Consider the following 22,859-nt stretch of genomic DNA (forward strand, 5'->3'; position numbering starts at 1 on the left):
GTACCAGTCCCGTACCGTTAGCCTGCCATTAACTATGGGTAGCGAAGTTGTCGGAGGTGGCAATGACGACAGTCGGACGTTCCGTGCAGGCGGACGCGCTCGCCGCAACCGATGCCGCCACGCTCGTGTACGCCCCCGGGTTCGCTCCCGGCCGCGAACGCGCCTGCGAGTCGCTGCTCGAATCCGCCGACGCCGCGCTCGCAATCTCGCTCCGTCGGCAGCCGTCCTCGTGGCTGGACGCCCGTGGCGCCGACGCGATTCCGCCGACGCGATTCGTCGCCACTCACGATCACGCCGACTGCGTGCGAACCGTCTCGTCTCCCGGCGACCTCACGGGTCTCGGCATCGCCGTTTCGGAGTGTCTCGACGCGCTCCCCGAGGACACCACGCCCGGCGTCTGCCTGGACTCGCTCACGACGCTCCTCCAGTACGTCGACGAGTCCCGCGCGTTCCGCTTCCTCCAGGTGCTCGTGAACCGCGTCCGCGCCGCCGGCGGTAGCATCCACTGCCACGTCAACCCGGACGCCCACGACGAACAGGTCTGTGGCTCCTTCGACAGCCTCTTCGACGGCGCCATCACTGTCGACGAGTAGTTCGTTCTCGGAACCGCTCGCTTGCGCTCTGTAAGTGCGAACAGACGGCGAAACGGTTCGTGCGAACCACGCTATCGCAGGCCGGGTTGCCGTGCTCCCGCCTCGGTCGACCTGCGCTGGCTGTCAGTTCATGGCCGGGGTTGGTCCGTCCTCCTACTTGAACCTACGCAGCCAGTAGTGGTCGATAGTAGGGCCAGCCGGTCGAAGCCACTATTCGCCGACTGAGCGGCTCGAAGAGCCCGAAGGAGGCGATTCACTCTGGGAACGTCGCGAGGCGCTACGCGCCTCGGAATGCGCGAGCGGCACGAAGTGCCGTGAGCGAGCGAGCAGAGGCCGACGAGTGACCGCAGGGAGCGAGGAGTGCTTTTAGTGCAGGTTTTGCCGAGTTGAGCGGGATCTGTGGTCCCGCTAACCATGCGAACGGGCGCTACGCGCCCGTGAGCAGACGCGGCCGAAGCCAGGCACGCAGCGCAAAACGTGCGTGTTAGAGTTGCTCTCTGACCGTGTCGGGGTCGTGCGCGAGGCGGAGTGTGCGCGAGCGGCCGCGTCCCTCGAGTTCCTCGTACTCGGCTTCGATGAGGCCGAGTTTGTCGAGTTTGTTCACGATCTCCGTGTAGCGCGTGTAACCGAGGCCGGTCTCGTCGTGGAACGAGTCGTAGACGTCGCCGGCCTGGTCGCCGTCGTTTTCCGCCACTGTCTCCACGAGCGTTCGCTCGTTCTCCGCGAGCGCGCCGAGGCTCCGGGAGAGGTGGATGTGTTTCGCTTCCTCGTAGACGGCGTCGACGTCCTCGGGTTCGACGGTCTTGCTCGCGCGAGATTCGGCGTGCAGGCCGGCGCGACGGAGCACGTCGATGCCGACCCGGAGGTCGCCCGCTTCGTCGGTGAGTTCGGCGACCTTGTCGAGGACGGTCGTGGACACGGCGTCTTCGCGAAAGCCGACGTCGATTCGGTTCTGGAGGATGTCCACTATCTCGCCGAGGTCGTACGCGGGGAAGTACGCCTCCTCTGGTCGGAACACGGACTGCACGCGTCCGTCGAGTTCCTCGATGACGTCGAGGTCGAGGTCCGAGGAGACGACGATGACGCCGACGCGAGCGCCCTCGTGGGCTTCGTGGGCGCGCAGCAGCGAGTACAGCGTGTCGCTGGCTTCGCCCTCGTAGAAGAGGTAGTTCACGTCGTCGAGGGCGACCACCAGCACCTCGTCTTCGTCCGCGATTCGTTCGGCGACCTGCCCGAACAGTTTCTTGAAGGAGATGCCCGACGAGGGCGGTTCGTACTCGAATATCTCCTCGAAGACGCGGGAGAAGACGGCGTACCGCGTGGAGTCGACCTGGCAGTTCACGCGCACCGTCCGCACGCCGGGTTGGTTGCCGAGTTCGCCGTACAGTTTCTGGACGGCGGTGGTCTTCCCGGTGCCGGGCGGCCCGCGCACCATCACGTTCAGCGGGCGTGAGCCGCGGACAGCGGGACGGAGCGCGTACTGCAGGGTCTGGAGTTGTGACTCGCGGTGGTCGAACGCCTCGGGGACGTAGTCGATTTCGAAGACGTGTTCGTCCCGAAAGACGGATTCGTCCCAGCCCAGCATTCCGTCCTCGGGGTCGTCACTCATCACTTTCACCACGCTCGGCTAGGTACTTAACGCTTCGCCACGAGTCCCGAAAACAGCCCGAAAGCGCCCCGAAACCGGAATCGACGGTCAGAACTTCTCGAGCAGTCGACCGTAGAACTCCGTGCCCGACGAATCAGCCAGTTTCTCCACGATGAGTTCGGGCGTCGAGCGCGCGAGGTGGTCCTTGACGGGCGAGCGCTCCACGACGAGTTCGCCGTCCTCCAGGCCCTCCGCGCGGATGCCGTCGACCGCTACGTCGTAGCCACACTGGTCGCGGATTTCGCCCGCGAGGTGGGAGACGAAGACGCCCGACGCGCCGGCCTCGTGGAGCGCTTCGAGGATGCCAGCGATGATCTTCGCTGACGCCCCCGGTTCGGTGATGGATTCGAGTTCGTCCACGAGCACCAGTCGGTCGTTCGCACCAGCCGTCAGCGACGCGAAGTCCTGGAGCGTCGCCTCGAACGCGCCTGCGTCGAGTGTGCCCTGTGACTTCGCGTAGTAGTGGAGTTCCTCGACGTCCGGGACGCGCGCGGACTCGGCGGGGACGGGGAGGCCCATGTGCGCGAGCACCACTACGACCGCGACGAGGTCGAGCGTGCTCGTCTTCCCGCCGGAGTTCACGCCCGACAGCAGCGCCACGCCGTCGACGCCGTAGTCCACGGGTTCCACGTCCGCGAAGTCGACGTCCAGCAGCGGCGAGCGCCCGCCCTCGACGTCGAAGCCGGCGCCGCCGCGCTCCGCGAGCACGCAGTCGAAGTCCTCGGCGAACCGCGCGACGGCCAGCTCCACGTCCAGGTCTAGCGCGTCGTTCACGAGTTCTCGCGTCGGCTCTCGGAGGTCGGCGAGCGTCGCCGCGAGGTCGCGCTTTCGCTCGGCCGCTCGCCGGTCACGCGCTGCCGCGAGGTCCTCTCGCAGGCGGGAAACTGCCTGTTCCTCGTGCTCGACGGGGAACGTGGGTTCGTCTCCGAACGTACGCCGTGCAGCGTCAACCTCGCCGTCCTGTAGGTCCAGCGCGTCAACAAGGTGGTCGCGTGCGGCGTCGACCGCGGCCGCGTACTCGTCGGCCAACTCACGGGAGAGCAGGCTGTCCGCGCCCGCGCCGCGCTCAACCAGGCTCAGCAGGTCGGCGCCCTCGATGGTGACGTCCTGTTCCTGGATGGCCTCCCGAAGTCGGTCGTTCGCTACCGATTCGGCGGTGGAGACGGCGGCGTCCAGGTCGTCCGCGGCGGTCGAGAGGCGGTCGAGTTCCTCGTCGCCGACGACACTCCCGTCCGCGTCGAGGTCAGCGAGCGCGTCGTCCAACTCTTCGAGGTCGACGCCGGCGTCCATGCCGGCGGTCTGGTGGACGGCGACCGCGGCCCGGATCTGCTCGCGGTTCGTCGCGAAGAACGCGAGCACGCGCTCGGGGACGACCTCCTCCGGCCGCTCGATGGCGTCCGGTTCGACGCGCACGTCGCCCTCGACTTCCACGCCCGCGAACGCCTCGTCGAGCGCGACGACAGTGGAGTATCCGCGCGCGAGTTCCGCTAGGCCTCGCGTGTCCTCCACGATTTCGACGGACAGCTCCGGGAACGCCTCCTTCGCCTCACTGTAGCGTTCGGCGTCCGTCGTGGCGAGACACCGGTCTCTGACCGACAGATTCCGCGGCGGCGACAGCGGTTCGACCCCTTCGAGTGCCTCCTGTACCTCGGGGTCGGGGTCGCGGGCCATCGCGCCCTCGGCGAACGCGTTCACCTCCTCGATGCGGGAGTCCACGGCGCTCGGGTAGAACGTCCGCAGGCGCTGGGTCGCGTACTCCGTCACCGCGCGCTCCTGCAGTCGCTCGAGCACCGCCTCGTACACTTCGCTCGCGCGGTCGGTCGCCAGAAACCCGCCGTCGTCGTCGTGCCGGGCCTGGATTGCGCCCTGCACGATGCGCGCGGCCCGGCCCTCCGTGACGCCCGGCGCACCCGCTACCGCCGCCACGTCGCCGCGTTCCAGCGCTCCCTCCGGGTCCTCCAGCGACCGGAGGGCTTCGGCGGTCTTCGCGCCGACGCCCGGAATCGCCTCTAACTCCATTGCCCGGGCGTACGCATTCTGGACCAAAGGTCTTGTGCGAGTCTCATTCGGAGCCGTCGAATTAGAGCGCGTTCAGAAACCGAAGACGCCCATCAGCGACTTCGCGAGGCTGCGGACGACGAGCGCGAGGCCGAGCAGGACGAGGACGATGCCGCCGGCGACGACCGGCGCCTTCCACGCGACGATGCCGACGCCGGCGAGCGAGACGAGCGCGCCGACGATGCCGGAGAGACCGAGTTTGTCGAGCATGCTCGTGGCGAATCGGAGTACCGCCGTAAACGTACTGGTCGAGAACTGGTCTGGTCGACGGCCGCCCCGACGGGAAACAGCGCCCGGTGCGCTCCGCGGAGTCCGAGACTGCCACACGTTGGAGAATTCGGTGGGGTTTAAACCGCTGCCGGGCCAACTCCGACGCATGAGCGAGGACGGAGGCGGACGCCGAAACCTTCGTATGCCCGACGAGGACGAGGTGTTCGCCGAGGTAACGAGCATGCTCGGGGCGAATCGCGTGAAGGTACGCTGTGCGGACGGCGAGGAGCGGACCGCGCGCATCCCCGGCCGGATGCAAAAGCGCATCTGGATCCGGGAAGGCGACGTCGTGCTCGTGGAGCCCTGGGACTGGCAGGACGAGAAGGCGGACGTGGCGTGGCGCTACGAGAAGTCCGAAGCTGACCAACTGCGAGAGGAGGGACACATCCAATGACACCGAGGGAGCACTCAGAATGACCGTGCGGCGGCGATGACCGACGACTACGGCCTCGTCGAGGAGACGGAGGGGGCTCCCGGCGACGAGTTCGAGGAGATCGACGTTTCGGACACGGAGGCCGACCGCATCGCCAGGACGCAGGACCGCGAGTTCTCGGAGTTCCGGAAGCGACTGAAGGACGCCGACCAGTTCAAGGTGGAGGCCGGCGCGTTCGACGACGCGACGTACGCCGCCATCTACAAGCTCGTGCAGGACGGCCACCTCGGCGCGGTCGGCGGCCCGATTTCGACGGGGAAGGAGGCGAACGTCTACGAGGCGCTTGGCGGCGACGACGGCGACGTCGCGATGAAGGTGTATCGCATCAACGCCTCCGACTTCCGCCACATGCGGGACTACCTGGAGGGCGACCCGCGGCTCGACGAGATCCGCGGCGACAAGAAGACGGTGGTACTGGCGTGGACCCAGAAGGAGTACGCGAACCTCCTGCGCGCCCGGGCGGCGGGCGTCCGGGTGCCGGAACCGATCGCCGTCCAGCGCAACGTCCTCGTGATGGAACTCATCGGCCGGGAGGACGACCACGCGCCGACGCTCAACGACGTCGACGTGGAGAACCCCCAGACCGCCTTCGAGGTGGTCCGGGAGTACATGCGCCGCCTGTACAGTGCGGGCCTCGTGCACGGCGACCTCTCGGAGTACAACATCGTCGTCTACGAGGGCGAACTCGTGGTCATCGACGTGGGGCAGTCGATGACCACCCACCATCCGAACAGCGACGACTTCCTGCGGCGGGACTGTGAGAACGTCGCGGCGTTCTTCTCGCGGCAGGGCGCGGACGCGGACGCCGACGACCTCTACAACTACATCACGTCCCACGCCGATCCGTCGACGGACGCCGAAACGACCGAGGGCGACGGGCGCGGCGTCGAGCAAGTGGATGCCGACGGTGAACGAGTAGATGCGGACGGCGAACACGTGGATGCCGACGGCGAGCAGTCGGACGCGAACTGACCGCAACGTTTTTCGACGGCTGACCCGCTACCATCGAGTATGCAGTCCGCTTCCCGTTGCTGGCGTTGGTGCGACCGGGAAGCGGACAGTCTCGCGTTCGCGGCCTGACGGGCGTCACTCGCTCGGGTCGGGCGCGTTGCTCCCTTCGCTTCTTCCGCATATCACTCGTCGAGCAACCGCGATACCGATATCAACACCCGACCATGACCGAATTCACCGTCACACCGGACGCCGTCGAGGGCGACGTCGACTACGAGGAACTGCTCGCCCGTTTCGGCGCGGAGGAACTGACCGACGACCAGACCAGTCGCTTCCCCGACCACCCGCTAGTGCGCCGCCGCGTGTTCTACGCGGGCCGCGACGTCGACGAGTTCCTGGCAGCCGACCGCCCGTCCATCGTCACGGGCATCGGCCCGTCGGGACCGATGCATCTCGGCCACGCGCCCGTGTTCTACTTCGCCAAGCGCCTGCAGGAGGAACTCGGCGCGCGCGTCTACGTCCCGCTCTCGGACGACGAGAAGTACTGGTTCAAAGACCAGACGCTCGCGGAGACGTCCAAGTACCTCGAGTCGAACCTTCGTGACCTGCTCGCAGTGGGTTTCGACCCCGAGTTGACGCGCTTCGTCGTGGACACCGAGGACGCCGACGTCGTGTATCCGCTCGCCACAGCGTTCGCGAAGGACATCACGAACTCCACACTCGAGGCCGTCTACGGGGAACCCGAGAACGTCGGGCAGGGGTTCTACCCGGCGGTACAGACCGCCCACTTGCTGCTCCCCCAGCTCGTCCACGGCGAGCACCCGACGCTCGTCCCCATCGCGGTGGACCAGGACCCCCACGTCCGCGTCTCCCGGGACGTCGCCGCGAAGGCCCGCTACCCAGTGCAGAAGCCGGGGGCACTCCTGATGAAGTTCCTCCCCGCGCTCACGGGCCCGGGGAAGATGAGTTCGAGCGAGGGCGCGACGATTCGCTTGACCGACGACCGTGAGACGGTCCGGGAGAAGATTCACGAACACGCGTACTCGGGCGGGAAGACGAGCCTCGAGGAGCACCGCGAGCACGGCGGCGACCCCGACGTGGACGTGCCGTTCCAGTACCTCGCGGCGTTCTTCGAGGACGACGACGAGGAACTCGCGCGCATCGAGCGTGAGTATCGAAGCGGCGAACTGCTCTCCGGGGAGATGAAGAACCTCGCCATCGAGCGGATTGCGGACTTCCTCGACGCCCACCAGGAGCGACGAGCGGCGCTCGGCGATACGCGCGAGGAACTCGAGCGATTCCGGCTGACCGAGGACGAACGCGCGCGAGCACGGGACGCCGTGGACCTCCAGCGGGACTGACCGACTCGGACACTCACTGCGTTCACGGGTCACTCCGTTCACCGTTCGCGCATTCTGTCGGCTCGCTGTGCTCCCCGACACGCCCGAAAGAAGGCTTTTACCCGCTCGCAAAGTACCTCCGTGTATGCAACACGTGAAGATTCCGCAGGACCGAATCGGGGTCCTCATCGGCGAAGGAGGTGAGACGCTCCGCCGCATCGAGCAGGCCGCGGAGGTCCGCCTCGACGTCGACTCCGAGAACGGGTCGGTCGCCATCGAGAAGACCGGTGACCCCCTGCGCGGGATGAAAGGTCCCCAGATCGTGCGGGCCATCGGGCGCGGGTTCAAGCCCGAGGAGGCGCTGACGCTGCTGGACGACGACATGCGGATGTACGAGAGTATCGACATCGAGCGCGCCGCGCGCAACGACAACGACCTCCGCCGGAAGAAGGGGCGACTCATCGGCGAGAGTGGTCGCACGAGAGAGCTGATGGAGGAGTTGACGGGCGCGACGGTGGTCATCTACGGGTCGACGTTCGGCGTCATCGGCCAGCCGAAGGAGGTCGAAATCGCGCGCTCGGCCGCCGAGATGCTCCTCGACGGCGCGCCCCACGGCACCGTCTACTCGTTCCTCGAGCGCAAGCGCACCGAGGAACTGAAACACCAGGGGATGGAGTATCACGACTACTCCGGCTGACGCTGCCGAACGCGCTCCCGACCACCACCTTCTCGTTCAGATAAACCCCTTTCTTTCGACGTAACGCTTCGCCGACGAGCCGGCGCCTCGCCGCGTCTCGGTTGGTGTGTCATTCACTTGCTCACAACTTTTAAATAGAATCGCATTCAATCAGAGAGTGATTATGGCGCAGCAGATGGGCAACCAGCCGCTGATTGTACTCTCCGACGACAGTCAGCGCACCTCCGGAAAGGACGCACAGTCGATGAACATCACTGCGGGCAAGGCCGTCGCCGAGGCCGTACGCACCACACTCGGCCCGAAGGGCATGGACAAGATGCTCGTCGACTCCTCGGGCGGTGTCGTCGTCACCAACGACGGCGTCACCATCCTCAAGGAGATGGACATCGAGCACCCCGCGGCCAACATGATCGTCGAAGTCTCCGAGACCCAGGAGAACGAAGTCGGCGACGGCACCACCTCCGCCGTCATCGTCTCCGGCGAACTCCTCTCCGAGGCCGAGGACCTCCTCGAACAGGACATCCACGCCACCACGCTCGCGCAGGGCTACCGACAGGCCGCCGCGAAGGCCAAGGAGTTCCTCGACGAGCAGGCCATCGACGTCTCCCCCGACGACACCGAGGAACTCGAGAAGATCGCCGCGACCGCCATGACCGGCAAGGGCGCGGAGAACGCCAAGGACCTCCTCTCGGACCTCGTCGTTCGCGCCGCACAGTCCGTCGCCGACGACGGCACCGTCGACACGGACAACATCAAGGTCGAGAAAGTCACCGGCGGCGCCACCGAGAACTCCGAACTCATCGAGGGCGTCATCGTCGACAAGGAGCGCGTCAACGACAACATGCCCTACGGCGTCGAGGACGCCAAGATCGCGCTCGTCGACGACGGCCTCGAGGTCAAGGAGACCGAGATCGACACCGAAGTCAACGTCAACGACCCCGACCAGCTCCAGCAGTTCCTCGACCAGGAAGAAGAGCAGCTCCGCGAGATGGTCGAATCGCTCAGTGAGGCCGGCGCGAACGTCGTCTTCGTCGACGGCGGCATCGACGACATGGCCCAGCACTACCTCGCTCAGGAGGGCATCCTGGCCGTCCGCCGCGCCAAGAGCGACGACTTCACTCGCCTCTCGCGCTCCACCGGCGCCACCCCGGTCTCGAACGTCAACGAGATCGACGCCGACGACCTCGGCGACGCCGGCAGCGTCGCCCAGAAGGACATCGGCGGCGACGAGCGCATCTTCGTCGAGGACGTCGAGGAAGCGAAAAGTGTGACCCTCGTCCTCCGCGGCGGCACCGAGCACGTCGTCGACGAGGTCGAACGCGCCATCGACGACTCCCTCGGCGTCGTGCGCGTCACCCTCGAGGACGGCAAGGTCCTCCCCGGCGGCGGCGCGCCCGAGACCGAACTCGCGATGCAGCTCCGTGACTTCGCGGACTCCGTTGGCGGCCGCGAACAGCTCGCCGTCGAAGCGTTCGCCGACGCGCTCGAAGTCGTCCCGCGCACCCTCGCAGAGAACGCCGGGCACGACCCCATCGACTCCCTCGTCGACCTGCGTTCCCGCCACGACGGCGGCGAACTCGGCGCCGGCCTCGACGCCTACACCGGCGAAACCATCGACATGGAAGGCGAAGGCGTCGTCGAACCCCTCCGCGTGAAGACCCAGGCCATCGAATCCGCCACCGAAGCGGCGACGATGCTCCTGCGCATCGACGACGTCATCGCCGCCGGCGACCTCAAGGGCGGCCAGGTCGACGCCGACAGTGGCGGCGACGACGAGATGCCGCCGGGCGGCGGTGGCATGGGCGGCGGCATGGGCGGCATGGGCGGCATGGGCGGCGCCATGTGACAGTAGGCGATCGCCTACTTTCCATGGGCCGTCAGAGCAGGGCTCTGACGTAGCCGATGTAGGACGTTTTGCCCTGCGCTCGGCGCGCTTCGCGCGCCGTCGCTCGGCAAAACCTCCACTAAAAGCACTCCTCCCTCCCGATGGTCGGTCGTCGGCCCGCGCTCCCTGCGGTCGCGCGGTGAACCGGCGACCTGCCGGGGCCTGTCGGCCCGCTCGGTCGCCGGATGCTAACTCGCCGGCGTTCCGGATTGCCGTCTCCCGCACCGCTCGCTCACCACTCTGCGACTTTTTTCGAACGGGAGAAGACATTTACCACCGCTGGGTGTGGCCGTCAGTATGCGAACCCGCCGCGACTTGCTCGCGACGGCCGGCGTCGGCCTCGCCGCACTCGCGGGCTGTAGCCGGTTCCCGAATCTCGACGCACCCTCCTCGACCAGGTCGAACACGACCACCCCGACCGATACGACTGGTGACTCGACGACGGTCGACTCCATCCGCGAGCCAACACTGCTGTCGTGGGGCGAAACCGCGACCATCGACGGCACGGCGGTGACGCCGCGCGCCACGACCGTCCAGCACTCCGCATTCTATCAAGCGTACCCGGACGCACTCGGGGTATTCTCGTTCGGAAACAGGCGGGCGCTGTTCGTCACGGTCACCGTCCAGGGCGATGATCCGCGACCCGCACCGGAGGACTTCGCCGTCATCACGGACGAGACCGTACAGGCGTGGACGACCGACGGAGACTCGTCGCGCCGGCTCCCCCGCGACGGGCAGCCGTACGAACGTGACACCCGAGTTGGCTGGCTGCGGTTCGACCTCTCCGCCCCTGTGTCTGCTTCCCAGTTCCGAGTGCAGTTCGGCGGCGAATCCGAGGGCGCGGTGCACTGGTCACTCCCCGACGACGCCGTCGCCGCGCTTCAGGCACCGCCACCCGTGTTCTCCGTCACCGAGTTCAGCGCGCCCGACACTGTTCCCCGTGACGAATCGATTCCAGTTTCCGCGACCGTCGAAAACCGCGGTGACGGCGCGGGGACGTTCCGGGCAGCGTTCAATCAGGCGGGACCACTCTACTGGTCTGACCCCGTCTCGTTCGCCCTCGAACCCGGCGAGTCGCGGGAGTGGAATACGCTCGTCACGACACACCAGGAGGTTGAGCGGGCAGACACCGTTTCCTTCGCGCTCATCACGGCGGACGACCGACTCAAACGTACTGTCGAAATCACGGACGCCTGACCCAAACGACCGCTGTCGTCCCGCAAAAGGAGGTTCTAAGTGCCGGCCTGCAAGAATTGCGGGCATGGAGACGCTCCTGCTCAACAAGGAGGACGTACACGAGAACACACCGATGCCGGAACTCATCGCGGCCATCGAGGACGCCTTCGAGGCGTACGAGACCGGCGACGCCCAGATGCCCGCGAAATCCTACATCGACCTCCCGCAGTACAACGGCGACTTCCGTTCGATGCCCGCGTACCTCGACGCCGGCGACTGGGACGCCGCCGGCATCAAGTGGGTGAACGTCCACCCGGACAACCCCGAGAAGTTCGACCTCCCCACCGTCATGGGGACGATGGTGTACTCCGACCCCGAGAACGCCTACCCGCTCGCCATCATGGACGGCACCGAACTCACCATGAAACGCACTGGCGCGGCGGCCGCAGTGGCCACCGACTACCTCGCCGTCGAGGACGCCACGAGCTTCGGCGTCGTCGGCGCCGGCGTCCAGTCCTACACCCAACTCGAGGCAATCAGCACCGTCCGAGACATCGAGGAGGTCGTCGTCTCAGACCTCGACGACGACGCTGTCGACGCGTTCGTCGACCACTTCGACGACCGCTTCGACGTCCGCGGCGGTTCCATCAGCGACGCCGGCCACTGCGACGTCCTCTCCACGGTCACGCCCGTCGAATCCCCCGTCGTCTCCCCCGACGACGTCGGCGACGACACGCACATCAACGCCATGGGTGCCGACGCCGAAGGCAAACACGAACTCGCCGACGACGTTCTCCTCGATGCCAAACTCGTCATCGACGACCACGCTCAAACTACTCACTCCGGCGAAATCAACGTCCCCTACCACGAGGGCGTCCTCGACGACGACGACATCCACGGCCAGATCGGCGAACTCGTCACCGACAAGACGGACGCCCGAACCCCCGAGGATGGCGTCAGCGTCTTCGACTCCACCGGCCTCGCCATCCAGGACGTCGCCGCCGCCCACGTCGTCTACGAACACGCCAACGAACACGGCAACGGCTACGAATTCGACCTGCTCGGCGTATAGTACCTTTTGCTGCGCTCACTCGGGCGCTGTCGCGCCCTCGCTCGCTGGCAAAAGCTACGCTAAAAGCACTCCTTCTTCGGTTCGTTCGCGTTGCTCACTCCCCTCAGTCGTCGGCCCGAGCGCTCGCGTTGCTCGCGCTCGGTGGTTACGCGAGCCGGGCGGGACCAAAGGTCCCGCTGGAAGCCGGCCGTAGGCCGGCGACGACAGCGAGCGTGACGTCGTCAACGCGTAGCGTTGACGGAAAACCGCTTCACTCAGGCTCTTCGAGCCGTTCGCTCGCGGAACTAGCGGCGACCGGCTGTGGCGGCTGCTGACGGGACTGGCTGATTCGACTGCCGATCACTATCGGCTGCGTAGGTTCAAGTACTACAACGGGGCCAACCTTGCGCGTGACCTGAACAGGACCGCGAGGCGCCAGCGGTTCGAGGCAGCGGGCCTCGGTACGCACGGCCACTCGGCCGGAGCGTGAGTGCGACACCGCCTCGCGGAGCAGCAGTCGTCGCCCGTGAGCAATCTGTGGGTAGGCGCCTCGGCCTACTCCGTAGCGTCGCTGTTCGTCTGGTCCGAGACGTAGTCTGAGACCTTCGTGACGGCCCACAGCGCGACGATAAACGGCGCCAGCGGCACGAGGAGCACCAGCAACACGAGGAACACCAGCCAGCCGATGGTCGTCATCTCGGCGTCCGGACGCGAGCGGTACGGCGGCGTCACCGTACGCAGAACCTTCTTTACGGGCTTGGGAGCGACGCTCATACCCGGAGATTCGACGCCGACGCGAAAAAGTGTTTCTCGCGGAACTATTCGCTGGCGGGCCACTGGTCGAACTGGGCCGACTGTCGTATTGAAAGGCCTTTGCCCCTCCCCGTCTTACCCCCGTTCAAGAGACACACATGGGACAGGATGACGGCTACGACCATCAGGCCATAGAGCGACGCTGGCAGCGCCAGTGGGACGAGGCCGACGTGTTTCGGGTGCCGGACGATGCCGACGACCCGGAGTACGTACTGGCGATGTTCCCGTACACCTCCGGACAGCTTCACATGGGTCACGTCCGGAACTACGCGATAACTGATGCCTTCGCACGATACCGCCGGATGGACGGAGAGGAGGTGCTCCACCCGATGGGGTGGGACTCGTTCGGACTGCCCGCCGAAAACGCCGCAAACGAACGCGACACGAATCCACGGGAGTGGACCGAGCGCTGCATCGAGCAGATGCGCGAGCAGTTCGAGTCGCTGGGCTTCGGCTACGACTGGGACCGCGAAATCACCACCTGTGACCCCGACTACTATCGGTGGAACCAGTGGATCTTCAACCGGTTCCGCGAGGCTGGACTGGTCGACCGGCAGGCAGCGACCGTCAACTGGTGTCCGTCCTGTGAGACGGTGCTGGCCGACGAACAGGTAGAGGGCGACGAGGAACTGTGCTGGCGCTGTGGTACCCCCGTCGAGGAGCGGGACCTCGACCAGTGGTTCTTCCGCACCACCGAATACGCCGACGAACTGCTCGACGCCATCGACGACTTGGACGGCTGGCCGACCAACGTTCGAGACATGCAGCGCAACTGGATCGGCCGGACCGAGGGCGCAGAAGTCCCGTTCACACTCCACACGCCCGCCGGTGACGAGGACGTCGTCGCGTTCACGACGCGCCTCGACACCATCTACGGAGCGACTTACTTCGCACTGGCCCCCGACCACCCGCTGGCCGAGGCCGCTGCCGAGCGCGACGACGAGGTCGCTCACTTCGTCGACCACGTCGCCGACCCCGAGGGTGACGAACCACAGGGAATCCGGACCGACCTGACCGCGACCAACCCCGCGACCGGCGAGGACATTCCCGTCTTCGTCGCGGACTTCGTCCTTTCGGACGTCGGCACCGGCGCGCTGATGGCTGTCCCTGCCCACGACGAGCGCGACCACGCCTTCGCGCAGTCCCACGACCTGCCGATCCGGCAGGTGGTTGCGCCCGAGAGTGATGAGGACGTCGACGTCGAGGAAGCCGCGTTCACGGACGACGGTGTGCTGGTGGACTCCGGCGACTACTCGGGGCTGGCGAGCCAGACGGCCCGTCAGGAGCTGACGGCGGACCTCGACAGCGCCGAGTCGGCGGTCCAGTACCAGCTCCGGGACTGGGGCGTCTCCCGCCAGCGGTACTGGGGGACGCCGATTCCGGTCGTCCATTGCGAGGACTGCGGACCGGTGTCGGTGCCCGACGAGGACCTGCCGGTGGAACTGCCCGAGTTCGTCCACACCACCGGCAACCCGCTGGACGCCGCCGAGGAGTGGAAGCACACGGACTGTCCGGAGTGCGGCGGCCCCGCCGTCCGGGAGACCGACACGATGGACACGTTCGTCGACTCGTCGTGGTACTTCCTGCGGTTCGTCGCGCCGGACCTCGACGACGCGCCGTTCGACGTCGAGCGAGCCAACGACTGGATGCCGGTCGACGAGTACGTCGGCGGCGTCGAGCACGCCGTGATGCACCTGCTGTACTCGCGGTTCGTCACGAAGGCGCTGGCCGACCTGGATCTGCTCGACCACCGCGAACCGTTCGAGGCGCTCACTACGCAGGGGATGGTGCTCGGCGAGGACGGCACGAAGATGTCGAAGTCCAAGGACAACGGCGTTTCCCCCGAGCGCATCGTCGAGGAGTACGGGGCCGACACCGCGCGACTGTTCGTGCTCCGTGCCGCTCGGCCAGACAAGGACTTCCCGTGGAGCGAGGAGGGCGTCCGGTCGAGTAACGCGTTCCTCGAACGACTGCTCGAGATGGCCCGCGGGGTCGACGCCGACGCGACGCCCGCCGACACTGACCCGGCCGCCGAGTACGTCGCCCGTGAGGTCGCCGCAACCGTAGAGACGGCGACCGAGCACTTCGAGGAGATGGAGTTCAACCGGGCGGTCCAGGTGGTCGACGAGATGGTGTCGCTGCTGGTCCGGTACCGCGACCGCGAAGAGGCCGACGCCGGCGTTCTCGCGCGCGGCGTCGAGGTCGCCGTGAAACTCCTGGCGCCCCTGGCGCCCCACGTCTGCGAGGAGTGCTGGGACGAGATGGGCGGCGACGGGTTCGTTGCAGAGGCCGCGTGGCCGACGCCGGACCGGGACGTGAGCGACCACGGACAGGCGTCCCGGCTGGTCGACCGGACCCGCGAGGACGTCCGGGACATCGTCGACGTCGCCGGCATCGAGGAGCCGACCGGCGTCGACGTGGTCATCGCCCCCGACTGGATGTACGACGCGCTCGAGATCGCTCGTGGCGCGGACGGCGACGTGGTCGGCGCGGTGATGGGAGACGAGGACCTCCGCGAGCGGGGTGAGGAGGCGGCCGACTACGCGAAGGACCTCGCGGCCGAGGCACCCGCGATTCCGGAGCCACTCGGCCCCGACCGAGAGCGCGACACGCTGGAGCGGGCCGCGTGGCTCCTCGAATCGGAGTTCGACGCGCCGGTCCGGGTGCTCGACGCCGAAGAGGCAGACGACGACCTCGCGGGCAAGGCCGAGCCTGGTCGTCCCGCGATTCACGTCCACGAAGACTGAAGTGACCGCCGTGGCTGGGCCAGCTCGTGGGCGAGTTCACCGACGACGTGCACGCGGCGCTCCGCGACGCCCTCGCCAGCCACGACACTGCGCGCGACTGGCGGACGGAGTGGTACGCCGACCGGACGCCCGTGGATGTTGCTGGCGTTCCCGGTGACGACTCGCCACTCGTGTTCGTGGAGGTGGAGATGCGTCGGGCTGATCCCGCGAACAATCCCGTGAAACTGGCGCGGCACGCCGCTGATGGCGAGTTCGACGCGCCAGTGCTGCTCGTTCAGGTGTTCAGTGGCTACTACGACCTGGACAGTGGCGGCGTCTCCTCGAAGCGCGAGAACGCGACGTTCGTCGGTTGTCTCGCCGAAGAATCAGTCGACGGCTTCGACTACCACGCCGTCGATCTGCGGTTCACGCCGCCGAAGCGTGGCAGGCGCGAACCAGAGAACTGGCGGGATGCCGTCGAAGACGTCGCCGGCGAAATCGCCGAGTTACTCTGAACGACGCGAAACGTTTTCTCGGTCCGCCGGAAAGCCTTGCTTGTGTCGTCTTACCTCCTCTACACGCTAGAGACGAGTCGAGCGGAGGGCGTGACGCCCAGCGACGCGCTCGCGTACGTGGGATGTCTCCGCCGCCGGCGCGACCCTGACGCGTCCGTGTTCGGCGGGAATCTTGTCGTTCGAGCGGACGCCGGCCACGACGACGCGGCCGTCGAACATGCTTGCGAGTACCTCGGTGTCCCGCGATACGTCAAGTACACCGCCAACGACACGTCCGACGCGGCGACCGGGCGACTCTACGCGCGCGACGAACACGGCAGGTGGGTGACGCGGCGAGACGTGGAGGCGTGGCCGGACGAAGACGGTCCCGACGCCAAGTACGAGACGTACGCACCCGCCGCCGGCGACGACGTGCCTCCTGACCCGGAGTGGTTCTCGTCGTGGAAGCAACACCCGGCCGCCGTCCTCCAGCGCGAGCACGACTTCGACAGCCTCGGCTACCTCGCCGCCACTCCGGGGGACGATGCGGCGGACGTTGTCACGGAGTGTCCTGAACCCACCACTCAAGAGTCGTTTCACGGGGACGTGGCCTACCACGCCATCTGGGAGTACTACTCCGCGGACGACGTACCGCCGAATCCAGAAACCCGACTGACGGCAGCGTACGAGGCGACGTCCGGCTACCGCGGTGTCGAGGTTTCCGGCGTTACCGTGGACGGACAGTACGTCGCGGTGACCCTGACGGCGCCGCCGACGCTCTCGCCGCGAAAAGCCGCCTGCCTTCTCCGGTGGCTTGCCCGGGACGCCTACGACGACCGGTGGGATGACTCACAGCACCCACCGACGAGTCGAACCGCCGGCGTCGCCTCCGCCGACCAGAGTGCGGAGGCGGCGATTCAGACGGTTCGTGCCAGCGACGCCACCACGTACCCGGTCGATTTGACGTACCCGTCTGCTGGGCGCTCCCCGGGGACATCGACCGGAAACTCGCCAGAGAACGCGTCGACACGGCCGCGGAGCGGTGGAATCTCGGTGACACTGCTGTTCATTGCGTCGACGGCGTGCTTGGTGTCGAAGTTGCGCCGCGGAGCGTTCACTCGCCGTGGCTTGTCACCCACTGGCTCAGGAACGCGCTTCACGGCGACGGACACCCGGAGAACCCGGTCGGGTTCGGTGCACGGCGCGTTGCAGTCAGCACGACTTGTGGGTCGCTCGCCGACCACGTCGACGCGTTCGGCGAGTGACCCGCGTCGACCTTCGAGCGCTCGTCACTCGATGTCGATGCTCGTCGCGTCCTCGCTCGCCCTCGATTTCGGTAGCTGGACGGTGAGCACGCCGTTCTTGAACGTCGCAGTCGTCTCCTCTTTGTCCACCGGTTCCGGCAGCGAGACGCTGCGGTTGATGGAGCGTTTCGTTCGCTCGCGGTGGATGTAGCTCTCGTCCTCGTGGGACGCGCTCTCGTCCCGGCTGGCCGAGATGCGAAGCGACCCTTCCCGGAGTTCCACGTCGATGTCCTCTCGGTCGAATCCGGGCAGGTCGGCGGTGAGGACGAACGCGTCGCCAGTGTCCTCCAGGTCCACGGCGAGCCCGCTCCCTCGGTTCATCTCTCCCATGCGGTCGAACAATCGTTCGACTTCCTCGAACGGACTGCTTCCTCGTGCCATACTCTAACAGATGACCTGAGACGATGAAAACTCTGTGGCCAGAGGGTGGTCAAATGCCGTCGGAACTACGGGGCCGGAAAACCGATAGCATCCGCGAACGAGCGGCGGGCGGTTCGGAGCGAAGCGAGAACCGCCGAATGCGCGAACGGCAAGCGAAGCGAGCCGTGAGCAACGTGAGTGAGCGGAGGCCGACGACCGAACGGAGCGCGGTAGCGCGAAGTGAGTGGAGGAGTGCTTTTGGTGTCGCTTTTGCCGAGGGCGCGCGGAGCGCGCCCGGAGCGCAAAAGCGCCCTACGTGACGTGCGCTGTGTCGTACGACCCGAGTCGCCGGACCCAGCCGTTCTCCGCGAGGGCTTCGACGTCGGCGATGGCGGCCTGAGTGCGGTCCTCGTAGAGGCCGGCGGCGACGTCGACGTGGAAGAGGTAGTCGCCGAGGCGTTCACCGGAGGGGCGGGACTCGACCCGGGAGAGGTTGATGCCGCGGTCCGCGAACGGCTCCAGGAGTTCGAGAAGGAGTCCGGGGTAGTTGGCGTTCGGGTAGACGACGAACGAGGACTTCCCGCCGGCGTCCGAGCGCTCCTCGGGGGGTGCGACGACGAAGAAGCGCGTGGCGTTGCTCGTCTGGTCCTGGACGTCCTCGGCGAGCACGTTGAGTTCGTCGCCGCCGGCGTCGGGGTGCGCGATGGCGGCGACGCGGTCGTTCTCGCTCGCGAGTTCGACGCCGCGCGCGGTGGACGCGACGGCGCGCCGGTCGACGTCCGGGTGGTGTTCGTCGAGGTAGCGACGGCACTGCGCGAGCGCCTGGGAGTGGCTCGCCACGGCGTCGAACCCGGACTGCTGGGCGAGCAGCGCGTGCTGGATGGGGGTGACGACTTCCTTCAGGACGGCGAGGTCGGTCTCCGCGAGCGCGTCGAGGGTCTCTGTTACCGACCCCTCGATGCTGTTCTCGATGGGGACGACGCCGCGGTCGGCGCGCCCGTCGGCGACGGCGTCGACGATGCCGCGCACGGATTCCGTGAACGCGATGTCGCCGTCCGTGACGGCACGCGCCGCGCGGTGGGAGTACGTGCCCGAGGGTCCGAGCGTGACCATCTGCATACCTCCCCGTAGGGCCGGGGCGTGGGAAAAGCGCGTCGGGCGCGTGTTACGTGTACTCGTCCACGACGTCGGCGATGTTCTCGCCCTCGCTCTCCCCGGGGAGGATGTCGCCGAGCGCTGCCCCGAACGCTGCGAGTGCCCAGACGACGCTCACGCGCGCCACCGAGACGAACGGGTCGGCCTGGACGTCGATGCGCCCCCACAGCACCATCATCAGCGCCGCGGTGCCGAACGCGACGGTGAGGATGCCGACGAGCCGCCGCGGCAGCACGCCGAACAACGGCTTTCGCTTCTCGACGTTCTGGATGTCAGCCCAGTACACCAGGCCGTACGTCATCGTCGCGACGAACGCCGCGTTCACGAGGAAGAACAGCGGGACGCCAGCGACCTGCGTGTTCACGAAGTGCGCCGCGATCTGGTTGACGCCGTCCTCTACGAGTAGGGGCACGGCGAAGATGACCGCGCCGACGAACGCCTCCGCGACGTCCCGGGTGGTGTACTTCTGGATGTGCTCCCCGAGGACGCCGGCGCTCGAGAGACCGGCGGCGAGGTGCATCGCCTCCGCGACCTCTCGTTGTTCGTCCGGGCTGTCAACCGTTTCCTGGAGCTCCTGAAGTTGGTCGAGGAGGTCGTCGACGTCCGCGCCGCGGTCCTCGCTCGCGTCCGGTGCGTCGTTCATCGTCGGACGTACCGAGGGGACTGTGAAAACGACGGGGGTGATGGTTCGCCGGCGGGTCGACGAGCCGACGGATCGGGCGCCTAGTTCGAGGTTAGTCGAACGCGTACCCGCCGAGGACGAGTGCTGTGCCGAGCACTACCATCACGAACGCGAACGCGCTCGGAATCCATCTCGGGAGGAACAGCGCGAGCAGTGTGAGTTGGACGCCGACGAGCATCGTCTTCGCGCCCTCGTAGTCGGTCATGCCCGGAGCGTCACAGGGTGCGGAGAAAAGCGGTTCGCTGCCAGTCGAGAAACCGGGGGGAGCGTCGGCTCGCTACCGGTTGACGGTGTGGATGGCGTGGCCGAGCGCGTGCTCGGCGGCTTCCATCGAGGCTTCCGCGAGCGTCGGGTGCGTGTGGATGGTGGCGGCGACGTCCTCCAGCGTGGCTCCCATCTCGATGGCGAGCGCGAACTCCGCGATGAGTTCGCTCGCTTCCGGGCCGACGATCTGCGCGCCGAGCAGGAAGCCGCTGTCGTCGTCCGCGACGACGCGCACGAACCCGTCAGAGTGGCCGGTGGTGAGCGCGCGGCCGCTGGCGTTGAACGGGAACTTCCCGACTGCGGGGTCGAAGCCCTGGTCTTCGGCCTCGCTCTCGGTGAGGCCGACGGTCGCGATCTCGGGGTCGGTGAACACCGCTGCGGGCACCGCCATGTAGTCGAGCGCGGCGGGTTCGCCCGCGATAACTTCCGCGGCGACCTCCCCCTCCTTGCTGGCCTTGTGCGCGAGCATCGGGCCGGGCGCGACGTCACCGATGGCGTAGACGTTGTCGACGTCCGTGCGCGCCTGGTCGTCCGTGTCGAGGCGACCATTATCGTTCGGTTCGAGACCGATGGCCTCGAGGTTCAGCGTGTCGAGCACGGGTTGACGGCCGACCGCGACGAACACCGTCTCCGTCTCGAACTCCGTGGTCTCGCCGTCCTCGTCCTCGGCGGTGACGACGACGCCGTCGCCGTCCTCCTCCCAGGAGTCAGCCGCGAGGCCGAAGTGGAAGTCGATGCCGAGTTCCTCGGCGTGCTGTTTGACGGGGCGCGCGAGGTCGTCCTGGTAGCCCGCGAGCACCTCGTCGAGCATCTCGATGATCGTCACGTCGACGCCGAGTTTCGCGAGCACGGTCGAGAGCTCCATCCCGATGTAGCCCGCGCCGACGACAACCATCGACTCCGGAAGGTCTTCGAGTTCGAGCAACTGCCGGGAGTTCAGGACGTGCTCGCCGTCGTACTCGAAGCCCGGCACCTCGATGGCCCGGGAGCCGGTGGCGACGATGCAGTGCTCGTACTCGATGGTCTCCGAGCCCTGGCCGTCGCCGTCGTGGACGACGCGGAGTTTGTCGCTGCCCGCGAACTCCGCTCGGCCCTCGACGAGATTCACGCCGTTGGCCTTGCAGAGCTTCTCGACGCCGCCCGTCAGTTGGTCGACGACGCCGTCCTTCCAGTCGAGCATCTCCGGCACGTCGACCTCGGGGTCGGCGTACACGCCCATCTCCTCGGCGTTGCCCGCCTCGTGGGCGACGTCCGTCGCCGAGATGAGCGCCTTCGAGGGGATGCAGCCGTAGTTCAAGCAGGTGCCACCGTAGGCGTCCTTCTCGACGAGCGTCACGTCCAGGCCGAGTTGACCGGCGCGGATGGCCGCGACGTAGCCGCCGGGACCGGCCCCGACGACCGCAACTTCCGTTCCAGTGGATACGTCTCCGACAACCATTATTCGAGTAGCAGTAGTTCGGGGTCGCTGAGATACTCCATGACGCGGTTCGTGAACTGCGCGGCCTCAGCACCGTCGATGACGCGGTGGTCGATGGACAGCGACAGCGGCAGCGTCTGGGCCGCCCGCACCTCGCCGTCCTCGGCGACCGGCCGCTCGTCGATGGCGCCGAGTCCCAGAATCGCGGTCTCCGGGTAGTTGATGATCGGGGTGGCGTACTCGCCGCCGATGGCGCCGAAGTTCGTCACCGTGAACGTGCCGCCCTGCATCTCCTCGCGGGAGATCGAGCGGTCGCGGGCCTTCGCCGCGAGTTCGTTCACCTCGGAGGCGATCTGGAGGATGGACTTCTGGTCGACGTGTTTCACGACCGGCACCATCAGGCCGGCGTCGGTCGCCACCGCGATGCCGATGTTGTAGTCGTGCTTGACGGCAACCTCTTCTTCCTCCTCGCGGAGTTCGGAGTTCAGGATCGGGAAGTCCCTGAGCGCGGCGACGATGGCCTTCATCACGAACGGCATGTACGTGAGTTTCACGTCCTGCTCGGCGGCGCGCTCCTTGAGTTTCGCGCGCGTCTCCACGAGCGAGTCGATGGTCGTCGTGTCGTGGTGCGTGACGTGGGGTGCGGTGTACTTCGACTCGGCCATCTGCTCGCCGATGGTGCGCCGGATACCGCGGTACGGCTCGGTGGTCTCGCCGCCTTCGGCGTACTGCCGACCGGGGGCCTGCTCGCCCGCGGCCTGCGCGGCCTGCCCGCCCTCGGCGTACTGCTGGACGGCTTCCGCGGTGACGAACGCCTCACCGTCGCGTTGCTCGACCTCGGGGACGTCGTCGATGTCGATGTCGAGTTTCTTCGCGACTCCGCGCGTCGCGGGCGCCGCGAGCGTCCGGTCGCGGCCAGCGGGTTGCTGGGCGCCAGCGCCGCTCTGCTGCGATCCACCGGTCGGCGCCGCGCTGCCGGCTTCGGAACCGCCCGAATCGGCTGGTTCGACGGTCGACTCGGGTTCGGTGGTCGTCGACTCGGCGGCGTCCGCGTCCGAACCGCCCTCTGCGGCGGCGCGCACGTCGCCCTCGGTGACGCGACCCGATGGCCCCGTCCCTTCGACCGAATCGAGGTCGACGTCGAGTTCGCGCGCGAGTCGCCGCACGCTCGGCGGCGCGAACGTCCGCCCGCCGCTCTCTTCGGTGGCGGACTCGGCGCCGTCGTCGGCTGCCGTCGCTTCCTCCTCGTCAGCCGCGGCGGCATCGTCTGCTTCGGCACTGTCGCCGCCCTCGTCGGCCTCGCCCTCCACCGCGAACGTGACGAACACGTCCCCGACGGGGACGACGTCGCCCTCGCTCCAGTGGAGCGTCTGCACGGAGCCGTTTACGGGGGACGGAACCTCGACCTGGGCCTTGTCAGTCTCGACCTCGGCGACCGGCTGGTCCTCGGAGACCGCGTCTCCTTCCTCGACCAGCCAGCGCACGAGTTCGCCCTCTGCGACACCCTCGCCGACGTCTGGAAGTTTGAATTCGCGTGGCATC

The 22,859-nt window shown here is 67.3% G+C and carries 20 protein-coding genes; 10 read left to right on the forward strand and 10 right to left on the reverse strand.

The genetic code is table 11. From position 1 onward, the window contains the following. The first annotated feature begins 62 nt into the window (after nucleotides 1–62). On the forward strand, nucleotides 63–593 hold the full coding sequence (locus tag LT970_RS00215; RefSeq protein ID WP_232686964.1) for a DUF7504 family protein: 531 nt from the start codon (nucleotides 63–65) through the stop codon (nucleotides 591–593). A gap of 484 nt (nucleotides 594–1,077) precedes the next feature. Here LT970_RS00215 and LT970_RS00220 read toward each other — a convergent pair whose 3' ends face one another. The 3 genes from LT970_RS00220 to LT970_RS00230 all read right to left on the reverse strand — a co-directional run bounded on the left by LT970_RS00220 (nucleotide 1,078) and on the right by LT970_RS00230 (nucleotide 4,509). Further along, nucleotides 1,078–2,202 (reverse strand): ORC1-type DNA replication protein, encoded by a 1,125-nt coding sequence (locus tag LT970_RS00220; RefSeq protein ID WP_232686965.1) that lies wholly within the window; start codon nucleotides 2,200–2,202, stop codon nucleotides 1,078–1,080. A gap of 87 nt (nucleotides 2,203–2,289) precedes the next feature. Then, a complete protein-coding gene (locus tag LT970_RS00225; RefSeq protein ID WP_232686966.1) occupies nucleotides 2,290–4,260 on the reverse strand; it encodes a MutS-related protein in 1,971 nt (656 codons plus the stop codon). A gap of 72 nt (nucleotides 4,261–4,332) precedes the next feature. Further along, nucleotides 4,333–4,509 carry a DUF7470 family protein gene (locus LT970_RS00230; RefSeq protein WP_232686967.1) on the reverse strand — a complete coding sequence of 59 codons (177 nt, stop codon included), beginning with the start codon at nucleotides 4,507–4,509 and terminating at the stop codon, nucleotides 4,333–4,335. A gap of 166 nt (nucleotides 4,510–4,675) precedes the next feature. On the opposite strand from LT970_RS00230, the gene eif1A reads away from it, so the two are divergent. The 7 genes from eif1A (at nucleotide 4,676) to LT970_RS00265 (ending at nucleotide 12,123) form a co-directional block, all read left to right on the forward strand. Then, complete coding sequence (gene eif1A / locus LT970_RS00235) at nucleotides 4,676–4,963, forward strand: translation initiation factor eIF-1A (RefSeq protein ID WP_232686968.1); 288 nt, start codon at nucleotides 4,676–4,678, stop codon at nucleotides 4,961–4,963. 36 nt (nucleotides 4,964–4,999) lie between these two features. Next, a complete protein-coding gene (rio1, locus tag LT970_RS00240) occupies nucleotides 5,000–5,974 on the forward strand; it encodes a serine/threonine-protein kinase Rio1 (protein ID WP_232686969.1) in 975 nt (324 codons plus the stop codon). A gap of 203 nt (nucleotides 5,975–6,177) precedes the next feature. After that, a complete protein-coding gene (locus LT970_RS00245) occupies nucleotides 6,178–7,314 on the forward strand; it encodes a tryptophan--tRNA ligase (RefSeq protein WP_232686970.1) in 1,137 nt (378 codons plus the stop codon). A 124-nt stretch (nucleotides 7,315–7,438) separates the two neighbouring features. Then, the gene (locus LT970_RS00250; protein WP_232686971.1) at nucleotides 7,439–7,990 is read left to right on the forward strand and encodes a KH domain-containing protein; all 552 of its coding nucleotides are present in this window, start codon (nucleotides 7,439–7,441) and stop codon (nucleotides 7,988–7,990) included. A gap of 163 nt (nucleotides 7,991–8,153) precedes the next feature. Then, a complete protein-coding gene (gene thsA / locus LT970_RS00255) occupies nucleotides 8,154–9,836 on the forward strand; it encodes a thermosome subunit alpha (protein WP_349292221.1) in 1,683 nt (560 codons plus the stop codon). Nucleotides 9,837–10,172: 336 nt separating this feature from the next. Beyond that, nucleotides 10,173–11,072, forward strand: coding sequence for a hypothetical protein (locus LT970_RS00260; RefSeq protein WP_232686972.1), 900 nt, complete (start codon nucleotides 10,173–10,175; stop codon nucleotides 11,070–11,072). Between the two features lie 64 nt (nucleotides 11,073–11,136). After that, on the forward strand, nucleotides 11,137–12,123 hold the full coding sequence (locus LT970_RS00265; RefSeq protein WP_232686973.1) for an ornithine cyclodeaminase family protein: 987 nt from the start codon (nucleotides 11,137–11,139) through the stop codon (nucleotides 12,121–12,123). Between the two features lie 534 nt (nucleotides 12,124–12,657). Here the strand turns inward: LT970_RS00265 and LT970_RS00270 are convergent. Continuing rightward, complete coding sequence (locus tag LT970_RS00270) at nucleotides 12,658–12,876, reverse strand: DUF7535 family protein (RefSeq protein ID WP_232686974.1); 219 nt, start codon at nucleotides 12,874–12,876, stop codon at nucleotides 12,658–12,660. 137 nt (nucleotides 12,877–13,013) lie between these two features. Between LT970_RS00270 and leuS the strand changes: the two genes are divergently transcribed. Both leuS and LT970_RS00280 read left to right on the forward strand, forming a co-directional pair. Continuing rightward, complete coding sequence (gene leuS / locus LT970_RS00275; protein ID WP_232686975.1) at nucleotides 13,014–15,662, forward strand: leucine--tRNA ligase; 2,649 nt, start codon at nucleotides 13,014–13,016, stop codon at nucleotides 15,660–15,662. 26 nt (nucleotides 15,663–15,688) lie between these two features. Then, nucleotides 15,689–16,156 carry a hypothetical protein gene (locus LT970_RS00280; protein WP_232686976.1) on the forward strand — a complete coding sequence of 156 codons (468 nt, stop codon included), beginning with the start codon at nucleotides 15,689–15,691 and terminating at the stop codon, nucleotides 16,154–16,156. A gap of 1,268 nt (nucleotides 16,157–17,424) precedes the next feature. Here the strand turns inward: LT970_RS00280 and LT970_RS00285 are convergent. The 6 genes from LT970_RS00285 to LT970_RS00310 all read right to left on the reverse strand — a co-directional run bounded on the left by LT970_RS00285 (nucleotide 17,425) and on the right by LT970_RS00310 (nucleotide 22,858). After that, nucleotides 17,425–17,820 carry an Hsp20/alpha crystallin family protein gene (locus LT970_RS00285; RefSeq protein ID WP_232686977.1) on the reverse strand — a complete coding sequence of 132 codons (396 nt, stop codon included), beginning with the start codon at nucleotides 17,818–17,820 and terminating at the stop codon, nucleotides 17,425–17,427. A gap of 291 nt (nucleotides 17,821–18,111) precedes the next feature. Continuing rightward, nucleotides 18,112–18,918 carry a prephenate dehydratase gene (gene pheA / locus LT970_RS00290; RefSeq protein ID WP_232686978.1) on the reverse strand — a complete coding sequence of 269 codons (807 nt, stop codon included), beginning with the start codon at nucleotides 18,916–18,918 and terminating at the stop codon, nucleotides 18,112–18,114. 46 nt (nucleotides 18,919–18,964) lie between these two features. After that, nucleotides 18,965–19,597: a DUF2391 family protein gene (locus LT970_RS00295; RefSeq protein ID WP_232686979.1), complete on the reverse strand. Its 633-nt coding sequence runs from the start codon at nucleotides 19,595–19,597 to the stop codon at nucleotides 18,965–18,967. 91 nt (nucleotides 19,598–19,688) lie between these two features. Continuing rightward, nucleotides 19,689–19,841, reverse strand: a complete 153-nt coding sequence (locus tag LT970_RS00300; RefSeq protein WP_232686980.1) for a hypothetical protein — start codon at nucleotides 19,839–19,841, stop codon at nucleotides 19,689–19,691. Nucleotides 19,842–19,913: 72 nt separating this feature from the next. Continuing rightward, nucleotides 19,914–21,338 carry a dihydrolipoyl dehydrogenase gene (gene lpdA / locus LT970_RS00305; protein ID WP_232686981.1) on the reverse strand — a complete coding sequence of 475 codons (1,425 nt, stop codon included), beginning with the start codon at nucleotides 21,336–21,338 and terminating at the stop codon, nucleotides 19,914–19,916. Further along, nucleotides 21,338–22,858 carry a dihydrolipoamide acetyltransferase family protein gene (locus tag LT970_RS00310; protein WP_232686982.1) on the reverse strand — a complete coding sequence of 507 codons (1,521 nt, stop codon included), beginning with the start codon at nucleotides 22,856–22,858 and terminating at the stop codon, nucleotides 21,338–21,340. Before LT970_RS00310 ends, lpdA begins: the two co-directional genes overlap by 1 nt. Between the last annotated feature and the right edge of the window lies 1 nt (nucleotide 22,859).

Source organism: Halobacterium zhouii (genome assembly GCF_021249405.1).
GTDB classification, from domain to species: Archaea; Halobacteriota; Halobacteria; order Halobacteriales; family Halobacteriaceae; genus Halobacterium; species Halobacterium zhouii.

Excerpts from the sequence above, each read along its gene's own strand:
- LT970_RS00215 (WP_232686964.1), top strand. The coding sequence starts at position 63 with ATGACGACAGTCGGACGTTCCGTGCAGGCGGACGCGCTCGCCGCAACC.
- LT970_RS00220 (WP_232686965.1), bottom strand. The coding sequence starts at position 2,202 with ATGAGTGACGACCCCGAGGACGGAATGCTGGGCTGGGACGAATCCGTC.
- LT970_RS00225 (WP_232686966.1), bottom strand. The coding sequence starts at position 4,260 with ATGGAGTTAGAGGCGATTCCGGGCGTCGGCGCGAAGACCGCCGAAGCC.
- LT970_RS00230 (WP_232686967.1), bottom strand. The coding sequence starts at position 4,509 with ATGCTCGACAAACTCGGTCTCTCCGGCATCGTCGGCGCGCTCGTCTCG.
- eif1A (WP_232686968.1), top strand. The coding sequence starts at position 4,676 with ATGAGCGAGGACGGAGGCGGACGCCGAAACCTTCGTATGCCCGACGAG.
- rio1 (WP_232686969.1), top strand. The coding sequence starts at position 5,000 with ATGACCGACGACTACGGCCTCGTCGAGGAGACGGAGGGGGCTCCCGGC.
- LT970_RS00245 (WP_232686970.1), top strand. The coding sequence starts at position 6,178 with ATGACCGAATTCACCGTCACACCGGACGCCGTCGAGGGCGACGTCGAC.
- LT970_RS00250 (WP_232686971.1), top strand. The coding sequence starts at position 7,439 with ATGCAACACGTGAAGATTCCGCAGGACCGAATCGGGGTCCTCATCGGC.
- thsA (WP_349292221.1), top strand. The coding sequence starts at position 8,154 with ATGGCGCAGCAGATGGGCAACCAGCCGCTGATTGTACTCTCCGACGAC.
- LT970_RS00260 (WP_232686972.1), top strand. The coding sequence starts at position 10,173 with ATGCGAACCCGCCGCGACTTGCTCGCGACGGCCGGCGTCGGCCTCGCC.
- LT970_RS00265 (WP_232686973.1), top strand. The coding sequence starts at position 11,137 with ATGGAGACGCTCCTGCTCAACAAGGAGGACGTACACGAGAACACACCG.
- LT970_RS00270 (WP_232686974.1), bottom strand. The coding sequence starts at position 12,876 with ATGAGCGTCGCTCCCAAGCCCGTAAAGAAGGTTCTGCGTACGGTGACG.
- leuS (WP_232686975.1), top strand. The coding sequence starts at position 13,014 with ATGGGACAGGATGACGGCTACGACCATCAGGCCATAGAGCGACGCTGG.
- LT970_RS00285 (WP_232686977.1), bottom strand. The coding sequence starts at position 17,820 with ATGGCACGAGGAAGCAGTCCGTTCGAGGAAGTCGAACGATTGTTCGAC.
- pheA (WP_232686978.1), bottom strand. The coding sequence starts at position 18,918 with ATGCAGATGGTCACGCTCGGACCCTCGGGCACGTACTCCCACCGCGCG.
- LT970_RS00295 (WP_232686979.1), bottom strand. The coding sequence starts at position 19,597 with ATGAACGACGCACCGGACGCGAGCGAGGACCGCGGCGCGGACGTCGAC.
- LT970_RS00300 (WP_232686980.1), bottom strand. The coding sequence starts at position 19,841 with ATGACCGACTACGAGGGCGCGAAGACGATGCTCGTCGGCGTCCAACTC.
- lpdA (WP_232686981.1), bottom strand. The coding sequence starts at position 21,338 with ATGGTTGTCGGAGACGTATCCACTGGAACGGAAGTTGCGGTCGTCGGG.
- LT970_RS00310 (WP_232686982.1), bottom strand. The coding sequence starts at position 22,858 with ATGCCACGCGAATTCAAACTTCCAGACGTCGGCGAGGGTGTCGCAGAG.